Annotated in this window: 21 protein-coding genes; 10 read left to right on the top strand and 11 right to left on the bottom strand. The window is 71.6% G+C overall.

Going from position 1 to position 24742, the window contains the following annotated elements; all coding sequences use genetic code 11:
- Positions 1–207 precede the first annotated feature (207 nt).
- The 5 genes from B9S64_RS25495 to B9S64_RS25475 all read right to left on the bottom strand — a co-directional run bounded on the left by B9S64_RS25495 (position 208) and on the right by B9S64_RS25475 (position 7027).
- Positions 208–1371, bottom strand: coding sequence for a peptidase C39 family protein (locus B9S64_RS25495; protein WP_103489200.1), 1164 nt, complete (start codon positions 1369–1371; stop codon positions 208–210).
- Positions 1372–1625: 254 nt separating this feature from the next.
- Complete coding sequence (locus B9S64_RS25490; protein WP_103504950.1) at positions 1626–3743, bottom strand: iron ABC transporter permease; 2118 nt, start codon at positions 3741–3743, stop codon at positions 1626–1628.
- A gap of 125 nt (positions 3744–3868) precedes the next feature.
- Positions 3869–4936 carry an iron-siderophore ABC transporter substrate-binding protein gene (locus B9S64_RS25485; protein ID WP_103491958.1) on the bottom strand — a complete coding sequence of 356 codons (1068 nt, stop codon included), beginning with the start codon at positions 4934–4936 and terminating at the stop codon, positions 3869–3871.
- 179 nt (positions 4937–5115) lie between these two features.
- Positions 5116–5979 carry an ABC transporter ATP-binding protein gene (locus tag B9S64_RS25480; protein ID WP_103491957.1) on the bottom strand — a complete coding sequence of 288 codons (864 nt, stop codon included), beginning with the start codon at positions 5977–5979 and terminating at the stop codon, positions 5116–5118.
- Positions 5980–6145: 166 nt separating this feature from the next.
- The gene (locus B9S64_RS25475; RefSeq protein ID WP_103491956.1) at positions 6146–7027 is read right to left on the bottom strand and encodes an AraC family transcriptional regulator; all 882 of its coding nucleotides are present in this window, start codon (positions 7025–7027) and stop codon (positions 6146–6148) included.
- A 227-nt stretch (positions 7028–7254) separates the two neighbouring features.
- Between B9S64_RS25475 and B9S64_RS25470 the strand changes: the two genes are divergently transcribed.
- The 7 genes from B9S64_RS25470 to B9S64_RS25440 all read left to right on the top strand — a co-directional run bounded on the left by B9S64_RS25470 (position 7255) and on the right by B9S64_RS25440 (position 16004).
- Complete coding sequence (locus tag B9S64_RS25470; protein ID WP_103491955.1) at positions 7255–8040, top strand: class I SAM-dependent methyltransferase; 786 nt, start codon at positions 7255–7257, stop codon at positions 8038–8040.
- Positions 8037–10706, top strand: coding sequence for an SUMF1/EgtB/PvdO family nonheme iron enzyme (locus B9S64_RS25465; protein WP_103491954.1), 2670 nt, complete (start codon positions 8037–8039; stop codon positions 10704–10706). Before B9S64_RS25470 ends, B9S64_RS25465 begins: the two co-directional genes overlap by 4 nt.
- Positions 10703–10966, top strand: coding sequence for a hypothetical protein (locus tag B9S64_RS25460; RefSeq protein ID WP_103491953.1), 264 nt, complete (start codon positions 10703–10705; stop codon positions 10964–10966). The genes B9S64_RS25465 and B9S64_RS25460 overlap by 4 nt, the downstream gene beginning before the upstream one ends.
- Positions 10963–12237, top strand: a complete 1275-nt coding sequence (locus tag B9S64_RS25455; RefSeq protein ID WP_103491952.1) for a hypothetical protein — start codon at positions 10963–10965, stop codon at positions 12235–12237. Before B9S64_RS25460 ends, B9S64_RS25455 begins: the two co-directional genes overlap by 4 nt.
- A gap of 269 nt (positions 12238–12506) precedes the next feature.
- Positions 12507–13265, top strand: coding sequence for an ABC transporter ATP-binding protein (locus B9S64_RS25450; protein ID WP_103491951.1), 759 nt, complete (start codon positions 12507–12509; stop codon positions 13263–13265).
- Between the two features lie 23 nt (positions 13266–13288).
- Positions 13289–14635: an FtsX-like permease family protein gene (locus B9S64_RS25445; RefSeq protein ID WP_109492234.1), complete on the top strand. Its 1347-nt coding sequence runs from the start codon at positions 13289–13291 to the stop codon at positions 14633–14635.
- Between the two features lie 196 nt (positions 14636–14831).
- Positions 14832–16004 carry a sensor histidine kinase gene (locus B9S64_RS25440; protein ID WP_258037864.1) on the top strand — a complete coding sequence of 391 codons (1173 nt, stop codon included), beginning with the start codon at positions 14832–14834 and terminating at the stop codon, positions 16002–16004.
- A 4-nt stretch (positions 16005–16008) separates the two neighbouring features.
- Here B9S64_RS25440 and B9S64_RS25435 read toward each other — a convergent pair whose 3' ends face one another.
- The 5 genes from B9S64_RS25435 to B9S64_RS25420 all read right to left on the bottom strand — a co-directional run bounded on the left by B9S64_RS25435 (position 16009) and on the right by B9S64_RS25420 (position 19049).
- Positions 16009–16674: a response regulator transcription factor gene (locus B9S64_RS25435; protein ID WP_103491378.1), complete on the bottom strand. Its 666-nt coding sequence runs from the start codon at positions 16672–16674 to the stop codon at positions 16009–16011.
- 183 nt (positions 16675–16857) lie between these two features.
- Positions 16858–17079: an ABC transporter permease gene (locus B9S64_RS35170; protein WP_258037856.1), complete on the bottom strand. Its 222-nt coding sequence runs from the start codon at positions 17077–17079 to the stop codon at positions 16858–16860.
- An 88-nt stretch (positions 17080–17167) separates the two neighbouring features.
- Positions 17168–18049, bottom strand: coding sequence for an ABC transporter permease (locus tag B9S64_RS25430; protein ID WP_258037857.1), 882 nt, complete (start codon positions 18047–18049; stop codon positions 17168–17170).
- A gap of 83 nt (positions 18050–18132) precedes the next feature.
- A complete protein-coding gene (locus B9S64_RS25425) occupies positions 18133–18873 on the bottom strand; it encodes an ABC transporter ATP-binding protein (RefSeq protein ID WP_103491379.1) in 741 nt (246 codons plus the stop codon).
- Positions 18870–19049, bottom strand: coding sequence for a hypothetical protein (locus tag B9S64_RS25420; protein ID WP_103491380.1), 180 nt, complete (start codon positions 19047–19049; stop codon positions 18870–18872). Before B9S64_RS25420 ends, B9S64_RS25425 begins: the two co-directional genes overlap by 4 nt.
- 208 nt (positions 19050–19257) lie before the next feature.
- Here B9S64_RS25420 and B9S64_RS25415 point away from each other — a divergent pair, with 208 nt between their 5' ends.
- From B9S64_RS25415 to B9S64_RS34770, 3 genes are all read left to right on the top strand, one after another.
- Positions 19258–19674, top strand: a complete 417-nt coding sequence (locus tag B9S64_RS25415; protein WP_258037858.1) for a GerMN domain-containing protein — start codon at positions 19258–19260, stop codon at positions 19672–19674.
- 242 nt (positions 19675–19916) lie between these two features.
- The gene (locus B9S64_RS25410) at positions 19917–21788 is read left to right on the top strand and encodes a DUF2075 domain-containing protein (RefSeq protein WP_181012293.1); all 1872 of its coding nucleotides are present in this window, start codon (positions 19917–19919) and stop codon (positions 21786–21788) included.
- Between the two features lie 260 nt (positions 21789–22048).
- Positions 22049–22177, top strand: a complete 129-nt coding sequence (locus B9S64_RS34770; RefSeq protein ID WP_219818780.1) for a DUF6408 family protein — start codon at positions 22049–22051, stop codon at positions 22175–22177.
- Between the two features lie 56 nt (positions 22178–22233).
- Here the strand turns inward: B9S64_RS34770 and B9S64_RS25405 are convergent, their stop codons facing one another.
- Entirely contained in the window at positions 22234–24363 is a 2130-nt protein-coding gene (locus B9S64_RS25405; RefSeq protein ID WP_258037865.1) for a DUF2075 domain-containing protein, read from the bottom strand.
- Positions 24364–24742 lie beyond the last annotated feature (379 nt).

Genomic DNA, 24742 nt, shown 5'->3' with positions numbered 1-24742 from the left:
CCGGGGTCACCGTTCGCGTCCCCCGTCGAGCGCTACGGCTACGGTGCCCGAGGCGGATCCGCCACGCGCGGCACCGTGCGGCGGCAGACGGGTGAAACATGGCGGCGGCCCGTTTTCGCGGCGGCGGAGCATCTCCGTCCACCCGTACCCGGCGGTCGGGCTCCGACGGCGGACACCCCACCGCCATCGGGTGGGGGCTCAGGGGGTCTACGGGGCTTCGGCGGGTGCGGACGCGAACGACGGGTCGTGCGGTCGCGGAGGTCCGATGGTCACGGCGCCCCGGAAGCGGTCCGCCGAGATGACCGACATCGTGTCCAGCGCCGGATCGGCCACGGGCAGCAGATGGGCGTCGACCCAGGTGTCCCCCGTCGAGGCGTTGGCCCACGGGTCCTCGATCACCACGGCGCCGGGCACCACGCCGTGGCAGAGCACCCAGTGCGGCACGTCGAACCCCTGCATCCCGTCGAGCGAGACCAGCAGCAGCACCTGCTCCCGCCGGCCGATCGCGCTCCGGACCGCGGCCAGGGTCAGGTGGCGGGGGTCGACCGGGACGCCGGTCCGGTCCGCCTCCGTACGCGAGGTGTCCTGGAGCAGGGCACGCCACTCCCGCTCGTTCTCCGGAAGGTGGTCGAGCAGGACGGGCCGGTCCGTGTCGAGGTGGACCGTGACGGAAGAGGAGGGCCACGCCCGGCGTACGGCGACGCCCAGCCCGACCGGTTCGCAGGCGGGGTGGTTGGTCGCGTCGCGCCACAGGGTCAGCTCGGCCCGGCGGTCGAGCGCCTCGACCGGCAGCGCGCCCGCGTGGGCCCGCGCGACCAGGGCGGTGACGGCGCCGCAGGTGAAGTGCGTGGTCTGCCCGTAGTAGGGGGGCTCGGCCACCGAGCCGTACGAGGATTCGGCCACCGCCCCGTACGAGGGCTCGGCCACCGCGCCGTCGTGCAGCCAGCGGACGTACCCGGTGGCGGGCCCGGCAGCGTCCTCGGCCTGCGCGAGCGGAGGGCGCAGCGCGGCGAAGCCCGCGGCGGCGGCGTCCTCGGGGCGTGCCGTCCATCCCTCCCACTTGACCTGCGCGAGCCCCCGGCCGCGTGCGTGGGCGACGACGGCCGCGACGGCGGCCCGCACGTCTCCGACGGCGTCGACGATCTTCAGATAGGCGGTGTGTGGGCGTGCCGTCACGAGCGCGGCGGCGGTCCAGTCCTCGCCGTCGTCGGCGGGGACGGCCACCAGGTGAGGGGCGTGGGCGGAGCGGTCGGCCGCCTGCCAGCGCTCCGGCATCCCGTGCCGCAGGAGCCGCCCGAGCGGGGCCGGCGGATTCTCGCGCTCGAACGGGACGACGACGCTCTTCACGGGCGTTTCCTGCGGGGACGGCATTGCGATGCTCCAGGCGGGTCTCGGAGGGCGAGGGGCGGGTCGGGGGCGCGCCCGCCGGTACGTGAGGGCGCCGGCCAGGCCCCGGGGTCCGGGCCGGTCGAGGGCCTGAGCCGGAGCCCCGGCCGCGGCCGGATCCGGGCCGCCGCGCCGCGCCCCGAGCCCGGCCGGCGGCGTACCGGAGGGCGCGGTCCGTGGTGGACCGGTCGGGCCGGCCCGTGGCAGCCCGGTCGGCGCGGCCGTACCGCCGCCCGGTGTCATGCGCGGGACCGCCTGAGCACCCAGACGAAGTACGGGGCCCCGACCAGGGCGATCATGAGGCCCGCCGGTACCTGGGACGGTGCGACGACCGTTCGGCCGAGGGCGTCGGCCACGCACACCAGCACGGCGCCGAGCAGCATCGAGACCGGGATCGAGCGGCCGTGCCGGGCGCCCACCAGTGACCGGGCGAGGTGCGGGGCGACGAGTCCCACGAAGCCGACGACACCGACGGCGATCACACTGAGCGCCGCGAGCACGGCGGCGATCGCCAGTGCGGCGAAGCGGGTGCGTTCCACCCGCACGCCGACGATGCGCGGGGTGTCCTCGTCGACGGCGAGCAGGTCGAGCCGGGAGCGCATGGCGAGCAGCAGGGGGAGCGCGAGCGCCAGGGCCACCGCGACCGGCAGGACGTCGGGCAGCGTGCGGCCGTAGGTCGTACCGGAGAGCCAGGTGAAGATCCTGGGCGTGTTGTACGGGTCGGCGCGCAGCAGGAGGAAGGTGGTGACGGAGCTGAGACCGTACCCGCAGCCGATGCCGATCAGGACGAACCGGTCGGGCAGGAAGCCGCCGCGCCAGGCCAGCAGGGCGATCACCGCGAACGTGGCGAGCCCCGCCGCGACCGCGACGGCCACCAGCACGGGCCGTCCGCCGGACAGGCCGGACGTGACGACGCCGGCCGCACCCAGTCCGGCGCCCGCCGTGATGCCGAGCACGCCCGGCTCCGCCAGCGGGTTGCGTACCGCGCTCTGCACGACGCATCCGGCCAGACCGAGCGCCGCTCCGGCGAGGACCGCGGCGGCCACACGCGGGATCCGGTCGTCGAGCGCCGCCCCGATCAGGTCCGGGGCGGCGCCCTGGACCCAGAGCGCGAGGTCCCCGGTCCGCAGCCAGAGGCTCCCCGCCAGGACGGCCACCAGGACCGCACCGGCCAGGAGTGCCACCGCGCCGAGCACGACCAGGAGGAACGCCCGGCGTGACCGCGCGGCGACCCGCGCGTGCGGGGGACGGCGGAGTCCGCCCGTGTCCCGGAGCCGCATCGCGAGGACCACGATCACGACGGAACCGAGCAGCGCGGTCGGTACGCCGGTCGGGATGGAGGCGGCCCCGTCCGCGCCCTGCACCGCGCGCAGGGTCGCGTCCGCGAGCAGGATGAGCAGCGCGCCGAGCAGCCCGGCCGCGGGCACCAGGAGGAGGTGCCGGCGCAGCGCCCGGACCCGCCCCGCGATCAGCCGGGCCAGGACGGGCGCGCCGAGTCCGACGAAGGAGATCGGCCCCGCCAGGGTCACCGCCGTACTGGTCAGGAGCACCGCGCAGAGCACGGCGGTCACCCGGGTGCTCCGGATCCGCACGCCGAGGGTGGACGCGGCGTCGTCGCCGAGGTTCATCACGTCCAGCCGCCGGGACAGTGCCAGAGCGACGCACAGCACCAGGGCCACGAGGGGGACGGCGCGTACGGAGGCGTCGATGTTCAGCTGCGCGAGCGAACCGCTGCCCCAGGCGAAGAGACCGGTCGTGTTCTGCTTGAACAGAATGAGGAGCATCCCGGTCGCCGCGTCCAGGGCCATCGCCGTCGCCGATCCGGCGAGGATGAGGCGGGTGCCCGCGGTGCCGGCGGCCCGTCCCGCGAGAAGCAGTACGAGTGCCGCCGCGACCAGTCCGCCGACGAAGGCGACGGCGCCCGACGCCCACAGCGGGACGGCGAGGCCGAAGGCCGCGACGAGCGTGAGCGTGAGGTAGGCCCCGGCCGTGACCGCGAGGGTGTCGGGGGAGGCGAGCGCGTTGTGCGTGACGGACTGGAGCAGCGCGCCGGCGGAACCGAGGGCGAAGCCCACGGCCACGCCCGCGAGCAGGCGCGGCAGGCGCGAGCCGGTGAGGATCTCACCGACCGGCGCCCCACCGGTGTCCGCCCGTTCCCCGGCGAGGTGGCGCACCAGGTCGCCGAAGCCGACGCCCGACGTCCCCTGCGTCAGGTGCCACATGCCCACCAGGGCGGTGGCGACGAGGAGGAGCGCCAGGACGGCGACCCCGCTGAGGCCGCCACCGCGTTCGGCGCCGGCCGCCGGGGCGGGTCCGCCACCGGCCGTGGCGACGGCTGCCCCGACGGGGGCGGGCACTCCGGCGGGGGCGGACACCCCGGCGGGCGCAGGCACTTCGGCGGAGCCGGGCACCCCGGCGGGACCGCCGCCGCGCTCGTCGCGCGGCAGCGGTCCCGTTCCGGGTGCCGATGTCCGGGGTGCGTTCACTTCTTGTCGAGCACGTCGACGTACGCGTCGATCGCCTGCTCGCAGGAGCGCGGACCGCCGGCGCCCCACACCCGCGCCGGGAACGCGTGGGCGCGGCCTTCCTTCACGGCCGGGATGGTCTTCCAGATCGGGTTCTTCTCCAGGGCCGCGACGTACCCGCCGGCCCCTTCGTCGTTGGCGAAGAAGAAGTTGGCGTTCCCCACCGAGGTGAGACCCTCGACGTCGGTCTGCGCGAGGCCGTAGGAGGGATCGACACCCCCGTCGCCGTGCGCCTTGTTGACGTCGTTGGTCCACGCCGGGGTCATGCCGAGCTCTTTGCCTATCTCGGTGAACAGGGCGCCGTCACTGTACGGGCGGACGGTGAGGTTGCCCCCCTCCAGCCAGCCGTCGAAGAACAGGAAGTCCTTCGTCGGCAGATCGGCGTCGGTGACCTGCTTCTTCGCCGTCGCGAGGTGCTCGTCGAACTCCTGGAGCACCTGGTCGGCCCGCTCGGTGCGCCCGGTCGCCTGGCCGATCATGCTGAACACCTCGCGCATGTTCCCGATCGGGTCCTTCGGGTTCGCGCCGCGGGTGGCCATCACGGGGACGCCCCGCTTCTCCAGCTTCGCGATGGTCTCGTCGTCGGCGTCGAACGCCTCCACGACGATGAGGTCGGGCTTGGCCGCGTAGAGGGTGTCGAGGTCGGGCTCCTCGCGTGTGCCGATGTCCGTCACCCCGCTGGGCAGCTTCTCGGCGCTGACCCAGGTGCTGTACCCCTTCGCGTCGGAGACCGCGGTGGGTGTCACGCACAGGGTCAGCGCGTCCTCGACCTGCTGCCATTCGAGGACGGCGATCCGCTGGGCGGGCTTGTCGAGCTTCACCTGCCGGCCGACGCCGTCCTTGAAGGAGACCGGCTTCGTCGAGGTGGCCGTGGTGTCCTCGGCGCAGCTCTTCGACGCGGGCGACGCGGAGGGGGCGCTGCCGGCCTCGGTCTTGTCGACGTCGGTCGTGCCGCAGGCCGTTGCGGCGAGGAGGAGGGCGAGCCCGGTGGAGGCTGACGCCGCCAGGCGACGGGCACGGTTCATGAAGGGGTCCTCTTTCTTACGGTTCGCAGCGATACGTTGCGATACGTTGCGATATTCGATGATGCGAAATGCGAGGCGACGCGGACCGGTTCGGTCGCGGCTCGGACGGTCCGGACACGGTTCGGACGGCCCGGAAGCGGTCCGGACGCGGCTCGACGGAGCGGGGGGTGCGCTGGGTGTCAGGAGTCGCGCCGCCCCAGTGGGTCGATACGGAGACGCCCCGTGCGGGGATCGATGCCGACCTCGACCCGGATGTCGTAGACCTCGCCGATGTTCTCGGCGGTGAGGACGTCGGCGGGTGCGCCCACCGCGTGTACGCGGCCGGAGCACATCAGGACCAGCGTGTCCGCGACACGGGAGGCGTGGTCGAGGTCGTGCAGCACGATCCCGACCGCGATGCCGTGGTCCTCGACCAGATCGCGCACCAGGTCGAGCGTCTCGATCTGGTAGCGCAGGTCCAGGTGGTTGGTCGGCTCGTCCAGCAGCACGACACCGGTCTCCTGGGCCAGGCAGGCCGCGAGCCAGACGCGCTGCATCTCCCCGCCGGAGAGCTCACCGACCGGCCGGCCGGCCATGTCCCGTACGCCGGTGACGCCCATGGCACGGTCGACGGCGGTCCGGTCCTCGTCGGTCGGTCCGGCGAAGCCGCGCCGGTAGGGGTGGCGTCCGAACGCCACGACCTCGGCGACCGTCAACCCCTGGGGCGCGGGCCGCGACTGGGAGAACAGCGTGACCTCGCGGGCGAACTGGCGGGGGCTGAGCAGGGCCGCGTCACGCTCGGACCGCTCCTCGGGGGAGCCCAGCGTCACCCGGCCGCCGTCCACCCGGTGCAGCCGGGAGAGCGCCCGCAGCAGCGTGGACTTGCCGCTGCCGTTCGGCCCCACCAGGGCGGTCGCGCGGCCGGGTTCCAGGGCGAGCGAGACGCCGTGGACGACCGGCCGGCCGCCGTACCGCAGCTCCAGGTCGTGCCCGCTGAGGGCGGTCGCCGGGGCGGCGGGGCCGGCCGCGACCTGGTCGGCGGGCCGGAAGGGGCGTGTGAACATCGATGAGTCCGGAGGCTCGGAGGGGCAAGGACTGCGGCACCCCCCGCCCCGCCCTCACGGGCCGGGCCCCACACTCCTCCGCGCACGGACAGCACCGTTCGCGGCGAGCATCAACTAAGGGTCACCTAACTCCGAGAAGGTTATATTCCGCTTGCGATGGCGACAATCAGGAGTTCTGGACACGCGATACGGGATTCGGGACATTCCCGGAGCTGTCGCCGGCCGCGTCGAAGAACGCGCCCGGCGTGGTGCCCATGACGCGGCGGAAGGCGGCGATGAAGGAACTGGGCTGCGCGTAGCCGAGCGTCTCGGAGACCGTCATCACGTCGAAGCCCTCGGAGAGGAGCATCAGCGCCCGGTGCACGCGCAGCATCTGCCGCCACTGCGCGAAGGAGAGACCCGTGGTGTGACGGAACGCACGGGTGATCGTGCGGTCACTGATACCCAGCGACCGCGCCCACTCCTCCAGCGAACGGCAGTCGGCGGGATCGTCCAGCAGGGCTTCGGCGATCGCGTCGATCCTGGCGTCACCGGGCAGCTGCAGCGCGAACTGGCGCTCCGAGGGACGGATCACGTCGAACACCACGGACTCCGCCCGCGCCCTGGCCGCCGCGTCGAGATCCGTGCGGGCGAGATGGGTCAGCAGCGACTCCAGCAAGGGCGTCATCTCGATCGCCGTCGGCTCCCCGAACGCGAACGCGAACGGGGTCCGGTCCGGAGCGAAGAAGGCGTCGCGGAACTCCGCCCCCGCCGTCGCCCGGCCCCCGTGCACCACTCCGGCGGGCATCCACAGCCCGTGCCCCTCGGACACGGTGAAGAGACGGTCCTCCACCCGGGACGTCAGCGTCCCCCCGCGCACCCAGACGAGCTCGTGCAACCGGTGCGAGTGCGGCGCCCACTCCGTGGGGACGCGGGGAACCTGTCCCCCGGCGACGATGACGAACGGGGCCACCACGGGCTCCGGAAGCACCCCGGCCCGCCGCACCACGGTACCGGCCTCCCGCCGCCACATCCCGGGGGCCGCCTCACCACGGGACGATCGGACCATACGGACGATTCTATCCGGGCCCGGCGACGGCCCCGGGGGCCGTCCGACAAGGCCCCGCGAGGGTCACCGGACCGCCCGCGGAGACCCGGCGCGGCGCGGCACCCCGACGGGATGACGTGACCGCCATGAGCTTTACGGGGTGTCGCCGGCAGCACGCCCCGCGATAACCTGGCCGAGTTCGATGCCCGCTCGGGGTGACGGCGTCGGCGACACACGAGGGGACGGCCGTGGAGCGGCGCGATGTGCGGGGGCACTACGAAGAACTGGCCGCAGAGTACGACGAGCACTGGGTCTACGGGCCGGACTACGTCCCTTGGATGTCCGCCCGTATCGCCGAGGCGCTGCGGCTGACCGCCACGGACCGTACAGCCGACATCGGCTGCGGTACGGGCCTGTTCGCCCGCGAGATAGCCCGTACCGTCAGGCCCGGCCACCCCGTCCTGTGCGTGGATCCGTCCGAGGGGATGCTGCGCCAGATCGGCGTGCCTCCGCCGCCCGGCCTGACGCCGCTCGTCGCCTCCGCGGAAGACATCGCCGAGCGGCGGACCGAGCTCCCGTACGAGCGGCTCGACGCGATGTGGCTCAAGGAGTCGGTGCACCACCTTGCCGAACCGGGCCCGACGCTGCACGGCCTGGCCGAACGTCTGGCGCCCGGCGGCCGCCTGCTCGTCGTGATGCTTCCGGCAACCATCCGGTACCCGCTGTTCGGGGCCGCGCTGGCCCGCTTCGAAGAGCTTCAGCCCGACCCCGCCGACATCGTGAAGCACCTGACGGCGGCGGGGCTGGACGCGGGTCTCAGCCACGTCGAGCACGAGTTGCGCATCGACCGCAAGACGTACTTCGGCATGGTGCGCGCCCGCTACATGTCCTTGCTCTCCACCTTCAGCGACAGCGAGATCGAGGCCGGGATCGAAGAGATGCGCGCCGCCCATCCCGAACCCGTCCTGGTCTTTCCCGACCGGTTCGCCTTCGCTCTGGGCACGTCGAACCGAGGGCAGGACGGAGTCGGATGAGCACCGTGGTCGATGAACGGCTGCGGCGTCTGCGCAGTGAGCTGGACGACCACTCACGCATCGCGGACCACCTCGGGCTGGACCTCGAACGCCCGTTACGCTCCCTCGACGACGGCTATCCCGAGAACGCCGTCGCCCTCGTCGGCAAACTCACCGAGAAGCTGCTCAAGGAGTTGTGGCGTCACCACGACATCGAGGGCGACCCTTCGACCAAGGCGTTGAACGACCTCGTCAAGCGCTGTCGCCCGCATATCCGCAGCAGCACGGTGATGGACGCGCTTGAAGACATCCGCAGATTACGCAACCGGTCCTCGCACGACGGCTACGACATCAGGGACGAGGACGGCCTGCTGGCGGTGCGCCGACTCGTGGACGTACTGGTCTGGTTCACGAACACCGGAAGCGCCGCGCTCACCGGCGGCGAACCGGACATGGCTCCCGAGGTGGCCCGCCGCTGCGAGTTCCTCGCGGGCCTGTACGTCACTCTCGGATACCGGCAGGCCAAGCGCTTCGTCCTCAGCTCCGACACCGTCTATCAGCTGTTCTGTCGTGAATCGGGCATGCGGTTCGAGTACGTGGAGCTCATACTCTCCCGCGATGCAGACGACCTGAGCACCGTACTCGCCTCCGGTGACGGCGAGTTGCTGCGTACCAGGCTCCCCAAGCTCACCAGGTTCGTCGTCCTGGAGGACCCCCACGACCGTGCGCCGTCAGACGCCCTGCACCGGCTGCTCGGCATGGACATCCGGATCGTCCCCTACGACGGTTTCGTGGACACACTCGTCAATCTCGAAGCCCACCTCGGCGGGGTCGCCTCCACGGCCGGGTCAACTCCGGCCGGTGCAGCCGCACCCGTCTCAGCGGCCGTACTGTCCACGGACCCGCGCACCGGTGAGTCCCTGATGACCGAGTCGGGGGACGCCGCGGAGCTGCTGACCCGACTGGCCCGTGGCAGTGCGAACGTACTGGTCACAGGCCGTCCCGGAAGCGGCAAAAGCACACTGCTCCGTGCACTGGCGGTCAATCCCACCGTCCGCCGGTTCCGCTTCTACTTCGATCTCGGACTCAAGCCGAAGGACGAACCCTTCTCCGAGTACGCCGCCAGGCTTCTGGCGCCGTCCATGGCCTCCGACCGCTCCCGCGCCTATGAGCTCTTCCTCTACCTGATCCGGTCCGGCACCGCGCTCTGCGTGCTGGACGCCGTTGACGAAGGCGTCGACGAACCCAGCCCGGCGGGCTTCCTGCGGCTCTTCGCGGACCTCGCCGCCGTGCTGTCGGCCGAGTCCGCGGTGATCATGAGTTCACGTGTGTCCTTCCTGGCCGACTCACCACAGATACGCCAACTGCTGGACAGCGGCGCGGGCCGCTCCGAGCAACTGGTCGAGCAGATGTACGCCAACGGGGTCGATCCGGCGAGGGTCCCGCACTTCCACCTCGTCCGTCTCGTGGAACCCGGTGCCGAGCAGCCCGCGACCCCGTTGGAAAAGCGCCTCACCGCTTCGCTGGACGTGTCTCCCGGGCGGCCGTTCGCCGATCTACTGGGCAGGCACCTCACCCATGTCCTCGCCGACCGCGGGCGGCCCGACCTCGAAAGGCGCCTGCCCGCCTTCTTCGGACAGGCGTTTCTCACCGACCGGACCGTCTTCTCCCTCCTCGACCTGCACAGAGCGCTGGGGACGGACGCGTTCGCCGAGGGCCGCCTCGAATCCGACGCCTGTGTGCTCGGCCCTTTACTGCGTCCCGTCGGACCGGACAAGGTCGCCTTCGTGCACACCGCGTACCAGGAACTGCTGGCCGCTCGGTACCTCACCGAACCGGCGAACCGCGACGCGGCAGCGGTCATACCGGGCGGAGCCTTCCTCACCGAGCAGGTGCGGGCCTTCCTGGCGGGTCTTCCCGGCGCCCAGGGGACCGACGACTGCGTACTGCCGCCGGGGACCTACCTCGTCGGGCCGCCGGAACGGCTGCTGCTCCGCCGTGTCCCACGCCCCGTGCGCTTCGACCGGTACGCCGTGACCGCCGCGCGTTACGGGCGCTTCCTCGACGCGCTCACCAGCGACGGCACCTCGCGCTGGGACCATCCCGACCAGCCGGCCGGTGTCACGCACCGGCCGAGGAGCGAGCAGTTGAGCAGGCCCGACTACTACGCGGATCCGCGCTACGCCGGACACCCGGCCGTCTGCGTGAGCTGGTGGGCCGCGTTCGCCTTCGCCGCCTTCGAGGGCAAACGGCTGCCCACCTCGCTGGAGTGGGAAGCCGCCGCGCGCGGTGCCGACGGCCGCCTGTTCCCCTGGGGCGACCGGCCCGACAGCGCCCTCGTCAACTGCGCGGACTCATGGGTCACCCGCCCGATGGTGACCTATCAGGCGTGGTACCGGGACTTCGCGGAGGACGCCGTCCGCAGGGCGGGGGCGGCCCCCGTGGACGAGCACCCCGGAAACCGCTCCCCGTTCGGCGTCGCCGAAATGGTGGGCAACTGCTGGGAATGGACGTCCAGCAGCCTCGGCGACCCCGGTCTGGCCGTCATCTGCGGCGGTAGTTACGACAACCCGATGCGTGCGGTGCAGACGAGCAGCAAGGGGCTCTACCGTAAGGGCGGTGCCAGCCGCGCGGTCGGTTTCCGCTGTGTGGAGGACGTCACGGACCCGAGGGGGGTGGCCGGGTGAACGGCGAGGCACGCCACGGCACCGTCGTGGACAGACGGCAGACCGGCGGTGGTGCGAACGGAACCGTCGGCGCCTACACCGTCCAGGACGACGAGGACCAGCGGTACTACGGCTTCGACTACCGGCAGATCGTGACGGAGGGATTCCGGACCATCCGTATCGGAGAGCCCGTCCGCTTCCATGTGTCGGCCGAGAGCCCAGGGCGGGCCGAGTTCGTGATCCGTCTGGACCAGCCCGATCCCTCGGAGTACTACGGATGACCGCTGCTGCCCCGCCGCTCGACGTCGTGACCGGCGCACGCCAGGAGCTGACCGTCGTCGTCCCCGTGAGCCTGCTGCGCACGCCCGACTGGGCCGAGGGGCCGTTCCCGTTCGAGACGGGCAGTCGACGCACCGACACCGCGACCCGTGCCACCTATTTCGCCCCGGCCTCCGCCAGAGTCCTGTACGGGAGTCCGGGACGGCCCCGCCGTTGGCACCGCCCGAGGTCCATCGTCCAGGGCGGCCTGCGTCTCATCGGTACGGAGCTGCTGCGCACTGCCACTGCCCGCCACCCCGAACACGCCCTCGCGGTCCTGCACTTCACCGTCACGAGGCCGCTGCTGCCCGTCCTGCGCGCGCTGGCCGGACGCCCGGCCGCCGGGACCGGACCGCTCAGCGGGCGGCTGGATCCTGGAGGCCTTCTCTCCGGTATCGCCGAAGTACGCGGCGGCACGGGCCCGTTCGCCATCGCCCGTCCGTACACCGTCGCCTTCATGACGCCAACGGCCGCCCACACAGCCACGCTTCGCCTCAGCATCGAAGGGGCTCTGCCGGCGACCGCGGACCGCTGGCTGTGGCAGCTGGCCTCGCGTTCGAACCCGGCCGACTTCCCCCTGGCCCCTGAAATCGCCGAGGACCAGTCGGACCGCACCGTGCGCATCTCGGCGGACTGGAGCTCCATGGTGCTACGGCAAGGCGCCGCCTTCCTGGGGCATCGTGCCGACACGGGGGACGGAGACTTCTACGAGTTCGGCGCGCTGCACTCACGCACCGTCTACCTCGACGCCCTGCTGCTCGGTTCGCTCCAGCGGGATCACATCGACGAACTGACCGACGACCTCTCGGAGGTCTTCGACGGCGCGAGGCTGGCACGCCGGGTCGCCACGCTCGAACGGAACATCGCCGGATTCCGCAGCACGTACTGGCGCCAGCACCTCACCGCGCACGGCCCGGCCAACGAGATTCTCCTCGCCTTCCAGGACCAGCACCGGCTGCCCGCCCGCTTCACCGAGATCCTGGCGGAAGCGGCGGACTACAGCCGCCTGGTCCAGACGCAGGAGAGCCAGCAGATCAGCGGCGCACTGGGGCTGATCACGGTTCTGGGCCTGCCGCTCGGTACGGCCCTCGGCGTACTCCAGGTACTCGGCGACGAGTCCCTCGCCCATCTGCTCGTCGCGCTCGGGCTCTCCGTCGCCGCCACGGCAGGCGCTCTGGCGACCCGGTACGGGAGGCTGGTGCTGTCGTCACTTCGCGGGGGAGCCAGACCGTGACCGGGCTCTGCCCGCCGGGACCGGGAGGCAGAGTCACGCCCGGTACGCGGCGCTCTTCGTCGTGGGCACCTCTCTGATGGGCGTGAACACCTGGCCAGCTCCGGCCACCCGCACCGACCGAGCTCCCCGCCGGACCTCGTGGCAGCGCCGCTGAAGCGACATCACGGCGCATCGCCTTCCGGGCGACAGGCGCGGGGTTCGGTTTCCCGTACCCCGGACCGGGGGCTGCCACGATCGATCTTCGTGCCGTGCCCGCCCAGGATGGGGGGATGGCTGAGACGACGAAGGACATCGGGACGGGAACCGCCGTCCGGGCGGAGGACCTGCACCGTGCGTACGGGCGGGGCACCGCCGCCGTACACGCGTTGCGCGGGGTGTCGGTGGCGCTCGCGCCCGGGACGTTCACGGCGGTGATGGGGCCCTCGGGCTCCGGCAAGACCACCCTGCTGCACTGTCTCGCGGGGATGGACCGGCCCACTCGGGGCTCCGTCCGGTGGGGCGGTACCGAGGTGTCCCGGCTGCCCGAGCGGCGGCTCGCCGAACTGCGGCGCAGCCGGGTCGGATTCGTGTTCCAGGCGTTCAACCTGATGCCGGCGATGACGGTCGCGCAGAACGTCGAGCTCCCCGGCCGGCTGGCCGGGAGGCGGCCCGACCGGAGCCGGGTGGCCCACGCGCTCGCCCGGGTCGGACTGACCGGGCGAGAGCGGCACCGGCCCGGACAGCTGTCCGGCGGGCAGCAGCAGCGGGTGGCGATCGCCCGTGCGCTGGTCTCCCGCCCGCAGGTGCTCTTCGCCGACGAGCCGACGGGCGCGCTCGACCGGGCCACCGGCCACGAGATCCTGGCCCTTCTGCGCGCCGGTGTGGACCAGGAGGGGCAGACCTGTGTGATGGTGACGCACGATCCGGTCGCCGCCGGGTATGCCGACCGGGTGCTGCTGCTCGCCGACGGGCTGGTGGTGGACGAGCTCGACCGGCCCACCGCGAGCCAGGTCGGCGAGCGCCTGAGCCAGCTGGGTGAGCGCCCGTGACGGTCGTACTCGCTCTCGGACAGATGCGCCGGCGTCCGGCCGCCTTCATCGGTCTGGCGGTCGCGCTGTTCCTCGCCGTCACCACCGTGACGTTGTTCGGCTCGCTGTTCGCCGCCGAGGCGGCCGCGCCCGCGCCCACCCACGGGAGCGTCGCGGGCCCCGGGCTGATGGTGATCGCCGGCGCCTTCGGTGAGATCGCCGTCCTGGTCGCGTTCTTCGTCGTGGTCAACGCGCTGGGTTTCGCCCTCCGCCAGCAGCACCATGAGCTGGCCCTGCTGCGCACGATCGCGGCGACGCCCCGTCAGATACGGCGGCTGGTCCGGTGCCAGGTCGTCGCGGTCACCGTGCTGACGGCCGTGCCCGGCTGGGTCGTCGGGGTGATCGCGGCCCGCCGCTTCCTCGCCGGGCTGCGGCGACTGGGGCTGACGGCGCCGGACGTACGGGTGCCGGTGGCCCCTCTGCCGATGCTGGTCGCGCTGGTCGCCACGCTCGCCGTCGGCCTCGCGGCCTCGGCCGTCGCCGCCCGGCGGATCTCCCGTGTCACGCCCGCCGTGGCCCTCACCGCGAGTTCGGCCGAGCACGGGCGGACCGGCGCACCACGCCTGCTCGCCGGTGCCGGCGTGCTGGTGGGCGGTGTCCTGCTGCTACGACTGGCCGCGACGCGCCCGGCGCAGGAGGCGGACAAGGCGGGGCAGGCGGCGTTGCTCGGTTCCCTGGTCCTGCTGGTCGCCGTCGCCCTGGCGGGGCCGTTCATGGCGCGTGTCCTGGCGGCCGTCGCGGGGGCACCGGTACGGGCGCTGGCACCCGGTGCGGGGTGGCTGGCCGACGCCGGCCTCCGGGGGTACGCGCGACGGCTCTCGTCCGCCGTGGTGCCGGTGGCACTGCTCGTGGGGCTGTCGGGCACCATGCTGATCATGACGAGCACCGCCGGGCACGCCGCGAGCCCGACGGCGACCGGCGTCACGTCCGCCACGGACGTCTGGCTGCGCCAGGCCGAGTTGGCGCTGCTGGCCTGCTTCGCCGCCGTCTCCACCCTCAACACCCTGGTGGCCGTGACCGCCGAACGGCGCCGCGAGTTCGCGCTGCTGCGGCTGGTCGGCGCCACCCGGCCGCAGCTGATGCGCATGCTGACCACGGAAGCGGTCCTGACCACAGCGGTGGGTGTCCTCCTCGGCGCGGCGGTCGCGGGCGCCGCGTCGGCGGCGTTCAGCACGGCGGTGACCGGATCGCGGATGCCGTCCGTCCCGGTGGGCGCCTGCGGGTTCGTCGTCGCGGGTGCGGCGCTGCTGACCGTCCCCGCCGTCCTGGCCACGGGCCTGCGGGCGATCCACGGCCCGGCGGCGGAGCTGGTGGGCGGCGGCCGTGACTGAGCGCGCCGGCGGGTCCGCCGCCGAGGGTGCGGCCGGCGGTCGGACGCCCACCCGGGCGGGACTCCGGCCGGGGTGGACGCGCCGCCCGCCGGTCCGTCCCGGCCGCCCGCGAGGCGTCCGGCCGGGACGCCGGGGGCCAAAGACGGCTGAGCGACGGCGATTCCTGTCCGTCCGGGGCGGCGAATGGGTCTTCGCCGTGGTCGGGCTGCCGCTCGCCCTCCTCGGCGGCGTCTACGCGTTCGCCGTCCTGTACGCCGGGACGCTGCTCTCGCTCACCGTGCTCGGCCTGCCGTTCGTGGTCGCCGGGCTGCTGGGCGCGCGCGGTCTGGGCACGCTGCACCGGCGGCTGGTCGGACGGTTGCTCGGCGAGTACGTCGAGGTACCGGGGAAGCTGCCCCGCCCGGCGGGCCCGATCGCCCGTGGCCGCGTCGTACTGACCGATCCGGCCGGCTGGCGGACACTGCTCTATCTGGTGCTGCGCCTGCCCCTCGGGGTGCTCGGGTTCACCGACGCCGTGGTGCTTCCGCTCGGCTGCGGCTGGCTGATCGGCTTTCCGCTCTGGATCCGCCTGCCGCAAGCGGGCCCGCGGCCGGACGTGCGGCTGGAAGCCGCCTCCACCGTGCTCGGAGTGCTGCTCCTGTGCGCGGTGCCCGTCGCGATCCGGTCGCTGAGCGCGGCGAACCGGTACCTCGCACGGCTGCTGCTCGGCCCCGCCCGTACCCAGCGGCGCGTGCGCGAACTGGAGGCCGCCCGTGCCACCCTGCTCGCGGACAACACCGACCGGTTCCGCCGCCTGGAGCGTGATCTGCACGACGGCACCCAGGCCCGGCTCGTGGCCCTCGCCATCACCCTCTCACTGGCCGACGACGCGCTCTCCCCCGCCGCCGGCCCCGATCTGCCGCGGCTGCGCGCCCTGGTGGACCGGGCCCGTACCCAGACCGACGACACCGTCGCCGAACTGCGGCGGCTCACCCGGGGAATCCACCCGGTGGCGCTGGACGGCGGCCTCGAAGAGGCGCTGCCGGGCCTCGCCGCCACCTCGCCGGTACCGGTCGGCGTCCACCTCGACCTGCGCGAACGCCCGCACCCGGTGGTCGCCCGAACCGTCTACTTCTGCGCCGCCGAACTCCTCACCAACGTCGCCCGGCACAGCGGTGCCCGGTCGGCGGAACTCACGGCGCGGGCCGCCCACGGCCGTATCCGTCTGACCGTGCGCGACGACGGCCGCGGCGACGCGACGCCCGGCACCGGCACCGGCCTGACCGGTCTGGCCGAGCGGTTGGCGGCGGTGGACGGGATCCTGCGCGTGGACAGCCCGCCCGGCGGGCCCACGGTCGTCACCGCCGAACTGCCGACGCGGCTGTGCTGAGACCTCAGCCGCCGCTCTCCGCCAGATAGGTCAGGACGGCCTTCACCCGCCTGTTGTCGGTCGCCGTCGCCCGCAGGCCGAACTTGGTGAAGACGGCGGCGACATGCTTCTCCACCGCACGCTCTGACACCACCAGCAGCGCGGCGATGGAGCGGTTGGAATGCCCCTGCGCCATCAGCTCCAGCACCTCGTGCTCGCGCGGCGTCAGGGTGTCCACCCGGCTGCGCCGGCCACCGCGCATCATGAGGGTGACCACCTCGGGGTCGAGCGCCACGCCCCCTTCGGCGACCCGGTGCAGCGCGGCCACGAACTCGGAGGTCCGGGCGACGCGTTCCTTCAGCAGGTACCCGATGCCCGCCGCGCCGCCGGCCAGCAGCCGGGAGGCCCAGGCGGTCTCGATGTGCTGGGAGAAGACGAGGATGCCGACCTCGGGCGTCTTCGCACGGATCTCGACGGCGGCGCGAATGCCCTCGTCGGTGTGTGTGGGTGGCATCCGGATGTCCACCACGGCGACGTCGGGCCGGTGCTCGGCCACCCCGGCGAGCAGCTCGGGCGCCGTCCCGGCGGTGGCCACCACCTCGCATCCCCGGGCGCCGAGGAGCTCGACCATGCCGTCACGGAGGACGACGGAGTCCTCGGCCAGCAGCACGCGCAGACGCCTGTCGGTCATGAGGCCATTATCGGGCCCGCGCCGGCGGTCGCCGCCTCCGGGTGACGACGGTTCGGCTCCTTCCCGTAGGCGTCGGTCGTCCTGCTGGGGTGGGCGGTCCTCCGGCGTCCGGTCGGCCGCTCTGCCGCACCGCCGACGGCGGCCGGTGCGGCAGAGCGGCGTGGTCCTCCCGTCGGACGGGCACTACGAGCGCGGGGCGTCCACCGGTTCCATGCGGGAGGCCCGCAGAAACGGGTAGAGGCCGGCCAGGAGTCCCACCAGAGCTCCGGCGACCGGTGCTCCGAGGGCGAGACGGACGTCCAGGACCGGGGTACACTCCTTGACTGCGGCGACGATCACCACGACGACCATGCCCGGCGCGGCGCCCACGACACCGCCGAGGAGTCCGATCGTCGTCGACTCCACCAGGAACTGCCTGGCGGCCTGGCACCGTAAGGCCCGAGGGCGCGGCGCAGACCGATCTCCCCGACGCGCTCGATGACGGTCACCCGTGTCACATCGGCGGTACCGATGACCCCGACCACCGGGGAGACCAGGCCGAGGACCAGAACAGTCCGTTGACATCGCCCTGTACCCCCGTGCCGGCCTTGGCCGGGTCGGCCGGTGCCGTCACAGTCAGGGAGGCCTCGGCTCCGGGGGCGAGCGCGACCGGTGCCTGGCGGGCGGCCTGGTCCGCCGCGCCGAGCGAGGTGTTGCTCAGTACCCGGGTCACGGCCTCCGGCCCCATCCGGTCCGCGGCCGTCGTGGGCGGCAGGATCGCCGCGATGGCAAGCCGCTGTTCCCGCTCCACCGAGCCGAGTGTTCCGATCACCGTGTACGTCTGCGCCTTCAGGAAGACCGCGGGGGCGTCCTCCACCGAGCCGATACCGAGGAGCCGTGCCGCCTGGTCGCCGAGGACCGCCACACGGTCGTGCCGGGCGATGTCCCCGTCGTCGAAGAAGCGCCCGGCGGTCGTCCCGCCCCGTACCACGTCCGGCAGTGCGGGGAACGCGGCGACGACCGCCATGGTCCGACCGCTGACCTCGCCGGGAGCGACCACGTCGTTGGCGCGCACCTCGACGCTCGCGGTCCTCTCGGACTCGGAGACCGCCGCGACCGACTCGACCCCGGCCAGCCGGCGCACCGCGTCCACGTCCGGCCAGTCCACCAGCGGACCCCTGCCGGCCCCCTTCACGGAGGGCACCCCCACGGTGACCGAGGTGGCGGTCAGGGCGTCGAACCGGCCCACGATCTGGTTGCCCGCCGTGGACGATATCCCGATGGTGACGACCAGGGTGGTGATACCCAGGACGGTGCCCAGCGTGGTGAGGGCGGACCGCGTCGGGCGGGCCATCACCCCCGCCAGCGCCTCCGCCCACAGGTCCCTGACATCCATCCAGGGGCGCCCGGTGCTCCGCCCGGCCTGGCCTGCGGCGGACGCCGTGCCGGTTCCGGCGCGCCGGGCGGGTGTCCGCGGCCTCACAGGAGCTCCTCGGTGAGTCGTCCGTCGCGGATCCTCACCCGTCTGTGGGCCCGTCCGCTGACCGCCTCCTCGTGAGTGATCACCACCAGGGTCATGCCCTGCTCGCCGAGTCGGCCGAAGAGATCCAGTACGGACTCGGTGTTCTCGCTGTCGAGGTTGCCGGTGGGCTCGTCACAGAGCAGCAGGGCCGGCTCGCTCATCAGCGCACGGGCGATCGCGACCCGCTGTCTCTCACCGCCGGAGAGCCGGTCCGGCCGGAAGCCGGACCGGTGCTCCAGACCCACCCGTTCCAGTGCCCGCGCGGCCCGTGCGGCACGTCCGGCCCGGCCGCGCCCGGGGCGCGGCCGACGGTACACCTCGGCCAGCATGACGTTCTCCTCCACGGTCCGGTACGGCAGCAGGTGGAAGGACTGGAAGACGAACCCGATCCGGCTGCCGCGCAGCGAGGTGCGTTCCGCGTCGCCGAGCCCCCTGGTCTCCACCCCGTCGAGCCAGTAGGCGCCCGAGGTGGGGCGGTCCAGCAGTCCGAGGGTGTGGAGCAGTGTCGACTTGCCGGAACCGGACGGGCCGACGATCGAGAGGTGTTCGCCGCGCCGGACCGTCAGATCGACCTGACGCAGGGCGTGCACCGGCGGCGCGGAGTCGAAAGTCCGGCTCACGCCGGTCAGCTGGATGACGGTGTCCGCGTCGGGCGCGCCGCCGGGCGGGGCGCCGCCCGGTGTCCGGCCACCGCTCATCGTCCGACCACCACCTGGTCGCCGGGGGCCAGAGCGGCGCCGTCCGCCGGGGTGACCTCGACCTGACCGTCCGCGGAGAGACCCGCCTCGACGGCGACGTCGGTGACCTTGCCGTCCCGCACGACCCGCACCCGGGCCTTCTTGTCGGCGGAGGTGTGCAGCGCGGCGACGGGCACGGTGAGTACCTAGCCGGTGATGCCTGGTGAGGGGCCCGCGAGTGGTGGCGCTGTTGTCCGGACTCGCGGCCGCGACGACACTCGCGGCGTCCGGGATCCCCCGACCGGTGTCATCCAGGCGGGTGCGCCGGCGAGCGGCATCTCCTCCCCTGATCCCGGGCACTCGACGCCCGCCGTCGTCTCTCTCTTCTTCCTGCGGGACGGAGACGTGACGGCGTACCCCCGCCAGACCGGCGACGCCGAAGACCCGGTGGCCGTCGTCCGCCTGCTGTTCGAGGGACCGACCGCGAGCGAGGCCGAGACGGCCACGACGAAGCTGCCCCGCCTGTCGGACGCCTCCCAGGTGGCCATCGACGACGACGGCGTCCTCACCGTCCAGTTCCCCGACGACGCGGCACCGCTCAGCCGCCAGGCCATGTACCAACTGGCCTGCACGGTGGCGCAGTCGGCCGTCAAGGTCTCCCACCCCCTTCCCCTGGACGCGAAGGCCGAAGAAGGCGCCGAACCCGCCTCCCCCACGTCCGGCAGCATCCGCGTACGCGGAGACGGCTGGACCATGACCCAGTCCGACTACGCCTGCCCCGTGGTCCTCGACCTCGACCTACCGGAACAGCCGCACTCCTGAGGCCGCGCCTCCGCGCGGGCCCTGGTCGATGCTCCTTCGGCCGTGCCACGCTCCGTATGGCGCGCAGACGCGACCGGAGGTCAGGAGTCCTTGGCCGCTGGCTCAGGGCACATCATCCACGCGCTGTTTTAGGATGGCTCAGACCATCTCAGCGGCCCGACGGGCTTCCGCTCCACCTCGGTGGAACCGAAGGACATGCCCCCACCCGCACGAGCTACTTCGTGCTGCCTGGGGGCACTTCCTTGCTGTTCCGTGAGTCCGCGGCGTCGTTGGCCAACCGCACCCACCTTGAAGGACGGCTTGCCGAGCTCCTGAGCGAGAACTTCCTGTACAAACACCGCCATCGCCCCCAGCCGTCCGAGGTGCGTTCCTGGGAGCGCAGCATCCCGGCACTCACCAATGCGCTCATCGAAGCCGGGCTCGGCGAAGTCGAGATGATGCTCGAGTACGCGCTGCCACTCACCAGCAAGCGCGCGGACGTGATACTGGCCGGTGTTCATCCGAGGAGCGGAGAGCCCTCTTACGTGGTGGTCGAGCTGAAGCAGTGGAGCGAGGCCCATCCCGAGGAGGACGATGCACTGCTGTGCCGCATCGACGCCTACCCGGATCCGGTCCTCAATCCGATCGAGCAGGTGCGCGGCTACTGCGACTACCTCACCTCGTTCAACGGAGCGTTGGAACGAATCCCCGACTCGGTCACGGGAGTCGCCTACCTGCACAACGCGACCGACTTCGGCGTTGCGGGGCTCCGCGCTGTCGTGGAGGACGATCGGGGCCGGATGTTCACGGGCGACCAACGCGGAGCCTTCATCGGCTACCTGCGCTCCAGGCTGGCGGCGAAGCCGGGTGCCGAGGCAGCCGACGCCTTGCTGCAGGGTAAGGTCCGGCCCTCACGGCAACTGATGGCTGTTGCCGCCGAAGAGGTGCGCACGCGCGAGCAGTTCGTGCTCCTGGACGAACAGCGGCTCGCCTACGAAACGGTCATGTCGGCAGTTCGACAGGCCAGGCGGTCCAACCGCAAGCACGTCGTCGTCGTGGCTGGCGGGCCTGGCTCCGGCAAGAGCGTCATCGCCCTCTCCCTGCTGGGCGAGCTCTACCGGCACGGTGTACCGGCCCTGCATGCCACCGGTTCGCAGTCCTTCACCAAGACGATGCGCAAGATCGCGGGTGCCCGCAAGCCCGAGGTCCAACGGCTCTTCCGGTACTTCAACAGTTTCATGGAGGCGGAGCCGAACGACCTCGACGTGCTCGTCTGCGACGAGGCGCACCGGCTCCGCAGGACCTCCGCCAACCGGTACACAAAGGCCACACTGCGGACCGGCCGACCGCAGGTGGCGGAGCTGATGGACGCCGCCCGGGTTCCGGTGTTCCTGCTGGACCAGCACCAAGTGGTGCGTCCGGGTGAGATGGGAACCGTGGAACAGATCCAGGCGGCCGCGGCCGAACAGGGTCTGGACTGCACGGTGGTCAAGCTCGACAGCCAGTTCCGGTGCGGTGGCAGCGACGCCTACCTGCGGTGGGTGGTCGACCTTCTGGGACTCGAAGGTACGGCGCCCACCCCGTGGAAGCCTGACGACAAGGTGCAGCTCTTGACCGCCGACAGCCCCCAGGAACTGGAAAGCTTCCTGGCTGCGCGACGGTCCCAGAACTACGGTGCGCGCATCTCCGCGGGCTACTGCTGGAAGTGGACGACAAAGGTCACGTCCAGCATGCACACCCTTCCCACCGACGTGGTCATCGGCGACTGGGCCAGACCGTGGAACCTCTTCGGCGACCGCGCCTTGCTCGGCGCCCCGCCGGCGCCCCTCTGGGCCACCGACCCTGCGGGTTTCGGACAGGTCGGATGCGTCTACACCGCCCAGGGCTTCGAGTACGACTGGTCAGGTGTGATCATGGGCCCGGACCTCGTCTGGCGAACCGACCAATGGGTGGTGGACCGCAGCGCCTCCAAGGACCCGTCCTTCACCAAATCCACTCCGGACGAGGACGTGGACCGCCTGATCCGCAACACCTACAAGGTGCTCCTGACGCGCGGCATGATAGGCACGGTCATCTACTCGACGGACTCCGAAACTCGCGAGAAGCTCCGCTCCCTGATCCCTTCGGCGCTCTGACCCTCGCGAGCGCCGGATCGAACCGGATTCGGGACCGGCGCACGCCTCTGTGAAATCCGGACTCTCCGCAGCGGCTCAAGAGATATCATGATCGCGCTGCGCACCTTTCCCGGAAGGTACGAGGCTGTGGTTCTTGGGTTCGCCCCAACGGGCTGCGAGTGAGGAACGGTTGCGCCCGTCGCGTGGTGACACACGACGTGAGCGTGGACGCCCGGCAGGGCGTCCCCCTGCCATTCCGATCTCACTGCTTTGGAGTGGCCATGAACTCGGTCGAGTGCAAGCGTGCGCGTCGTGACCGGATCCGCGAGGTCCTGATCGACATCGCCTCCGCAGTCGTCTCCAACCTGTTGGTGGCGGCCCTGATGGCGATCGCAGGTCTGCTCTTCTAGTGCAGGCCGGTGGCGGGCCCGGTGAGCCCGCCACCTCACTCATGCCCCGGTTCTCGTCAGAACAGCCTGCATTCCGGGCCCTGTGGCCCCTGGCCCTTGTGGCGTTTCCCCTTGCTCTTACCCCGCCCTCGATTCCGGCCCGGCCTGGGCAGGTGAGGTGTACGTGCCTCCACGGGCAGGTTCTCCCAAGTCGGCCGCAACCCATGGATCTCGACCCTGCCCACGAGTTTCTTGAGGTAGTCCCGGGTCTCCTGATCCGTGGAGTAGAGCACGGTGGCACGACTGGCCCGGGTCATCAGCACGTGGTACGCGTGCCGGACGAGGCGCGCGAACTCGTGGTCGTCGACGCTGCCGGCCTTCACCTTCGGATCAAACGAACCAGGTTCCGCGACCCGCTTCACACCCGGCTCCGCCGTCTTGAGTTCCTTGCCCCGCCGGAAGACCCACTGGTCACCGCGGCGCACCATGTCATCCCCCATGAGCACACCGCACCAGTCCCATTCGAGCCCCTGAGCGGTGTACACGCACCCGATCTGGCCGAGGCCGTTCTCGTGCACGGACCAGATCTTCGACGGTGGTGCGTCGTCCTCGCAGAAGCTGTCGCTGTCCGCGTTCCACGGCCGGAACCACTCGCCGATACGGACGTCGGGCTCCAGCCTTCGCTCCTTGCCCAGCGGCTTCGTCCACGGCCAGCAGTAACCCGCGACCATGCGCGCGGACGCACCGGCGAACGCTTCCGTGCGAATGATCTCTTCCAGTTCCTCCGGGCTATCCGCCACTTCAATGTGCATCAGTCCGTCAGGGCGCCATTTACCAGGGTCTTCGCCCGTCACACCGAGCAACGCCTTCACCCAACGAACGTAGGCGTCACTGCCCCCGCATCGGAACTGTTCCCTCAACTTGTACTCGACGACGAGAGCGTTGTGCCGCTCAGCCGCTTCCTTGATCAGAGCGACGGTTCCGACTTCGTTCGGTCTCACGGACTGCCCCTCGTCCAGGAAGAACACCGTCAAGCGGGATGCGGCCAGGAGTTCGTCCACCTGCGGGCCGGTCCCCTGATCCTCGGGCTTCCAGAAACGGCTGGTCGACCGATTTCGGAGCCGGTGCGCCTCGTCGCAGATCAGCACGTCCAACGGAGGGTCCGGCGGGGTGACGAACCCGCTGAAGTAGGTGAATGTCTCCCTGAACTGCCGATCCCCGTAGCCGACGTGTTCCTGGAGGGCGCCGTTGAAGGCCCGACTGCCACTGGCGTATTTGACCGTATGCCCCTGGGCCTCCAGCTCTGCCTTGATCTGCAAGCCGATGGCACTCTTTCCCGTTCCCGCTCCACCCGTCACAAGAAAGACCACGCGCCGTTCATCCGGCACCAGCGCCGGATGGGCCGGATCAGGCAGGACCTTCGACGCAGTCTCCAGGACTTGATCCGCGGCCTCCTTCTGCCGCCCTCGCAAGGTGAAGACGGTGTCGGCTCCTCGCGACCAGATCATGGCATCGAGCAGCGGGGTATTGCGCAGACCCATGCCCTGCAGCATCCTCTCGGCCATAGAGGCCGCGCCCTTTTCGGCGAAGTTCGTCCTGAGATCGGACAGCAACCGCTCGCGTCGGTCACGCGTGTACACGCGGGCGTAGGAACCGGTAGGCGCGTCCACGTCGATCAGGCTGCGTACCGATTCCTCGGTGGCATTGTGCAAGTACGCGAAACCGCCGCATTCGAAGTCGGCGCCCTGAAAGGGACCCCGGTGGCTTGTGAATGCCTCATAGTAGGCCTCCAATTGGAGCGTCGGATGCTTCTTTTCCTTTTTGATGCCCGTCACGTGGAACAGTTCCGCGGCCGCCTTTTCCACCCGGCTCACGGTTGACCAGCGCTTCAGTTCGACCAACTGGACGGAGGGAACGTGACGCTCCGGATGGCGGCCCACCAGAACGACGTCGATGAGGCGGGGATCACCGGGGCAGACCGCCTCGTCGATCGTGGCCGCACACTCGACGATCATCTCTACGTTGCCCCGTCCCGCCGCGACCAGGTCGTTCGCAAGGCTCACGAGGCTCTCCGCCCACGCGGAACGCTCCGACTCCGAGGCTTCCGCTCCCCGGAAGTACCGCCAACGTGCGGCAAGGTGCGGCACCATCCGGTCTCGCGAATCAAGTGTGAGCAGATCCTGCGCCGACAGTCGCAGAAGGAGCATGGACACGAGGTGTTTCCCCCAGGGCACGAGTCACTCGTGCGGGTGGGGGCATGTCCTGTCCAGGAAGCCCGTCGGGCCGCAATTCGGTTGGGGTGATTTTAGACAGGATTTGGCCTGCAGAAGTATGCCGCCCCGGCTGTCGGCCGGAAGCGTGACACTCGTGGCCGCCTGGGCGGGCCACCACACCCATGAAGGGGTGCACCGAACGTTCAACCCCCACCGTTCTGGGTCTCGCTGGTGAACGCCGGGATCCACGATGTGGAGGCCGAGGCGGCCACGGCCGCGTTCGGCACGGTCGAGGCGCTGGTGAGGGGTCGTGCGGGCGGCGCTTCACGTCCGGACTGCGGCCGCACCCAACGCGGGCCACGACCTACCCGAC

Origin of the sequence: Streptomyces sp. SM18 (assembly GCF_002910775.2) — a bacterium.
Taxonomy (GTDB): Bacteria; Actinomycetota; Actinomycetes; order Streptomycetales; family Streptomycetaceae; genus Streptomyces; species Streptomyces halstedii.
Note: the sequence above shows the minus strand (reverse complement) of the source record. Positions and strands in the feature narration are given on the sequence as shown.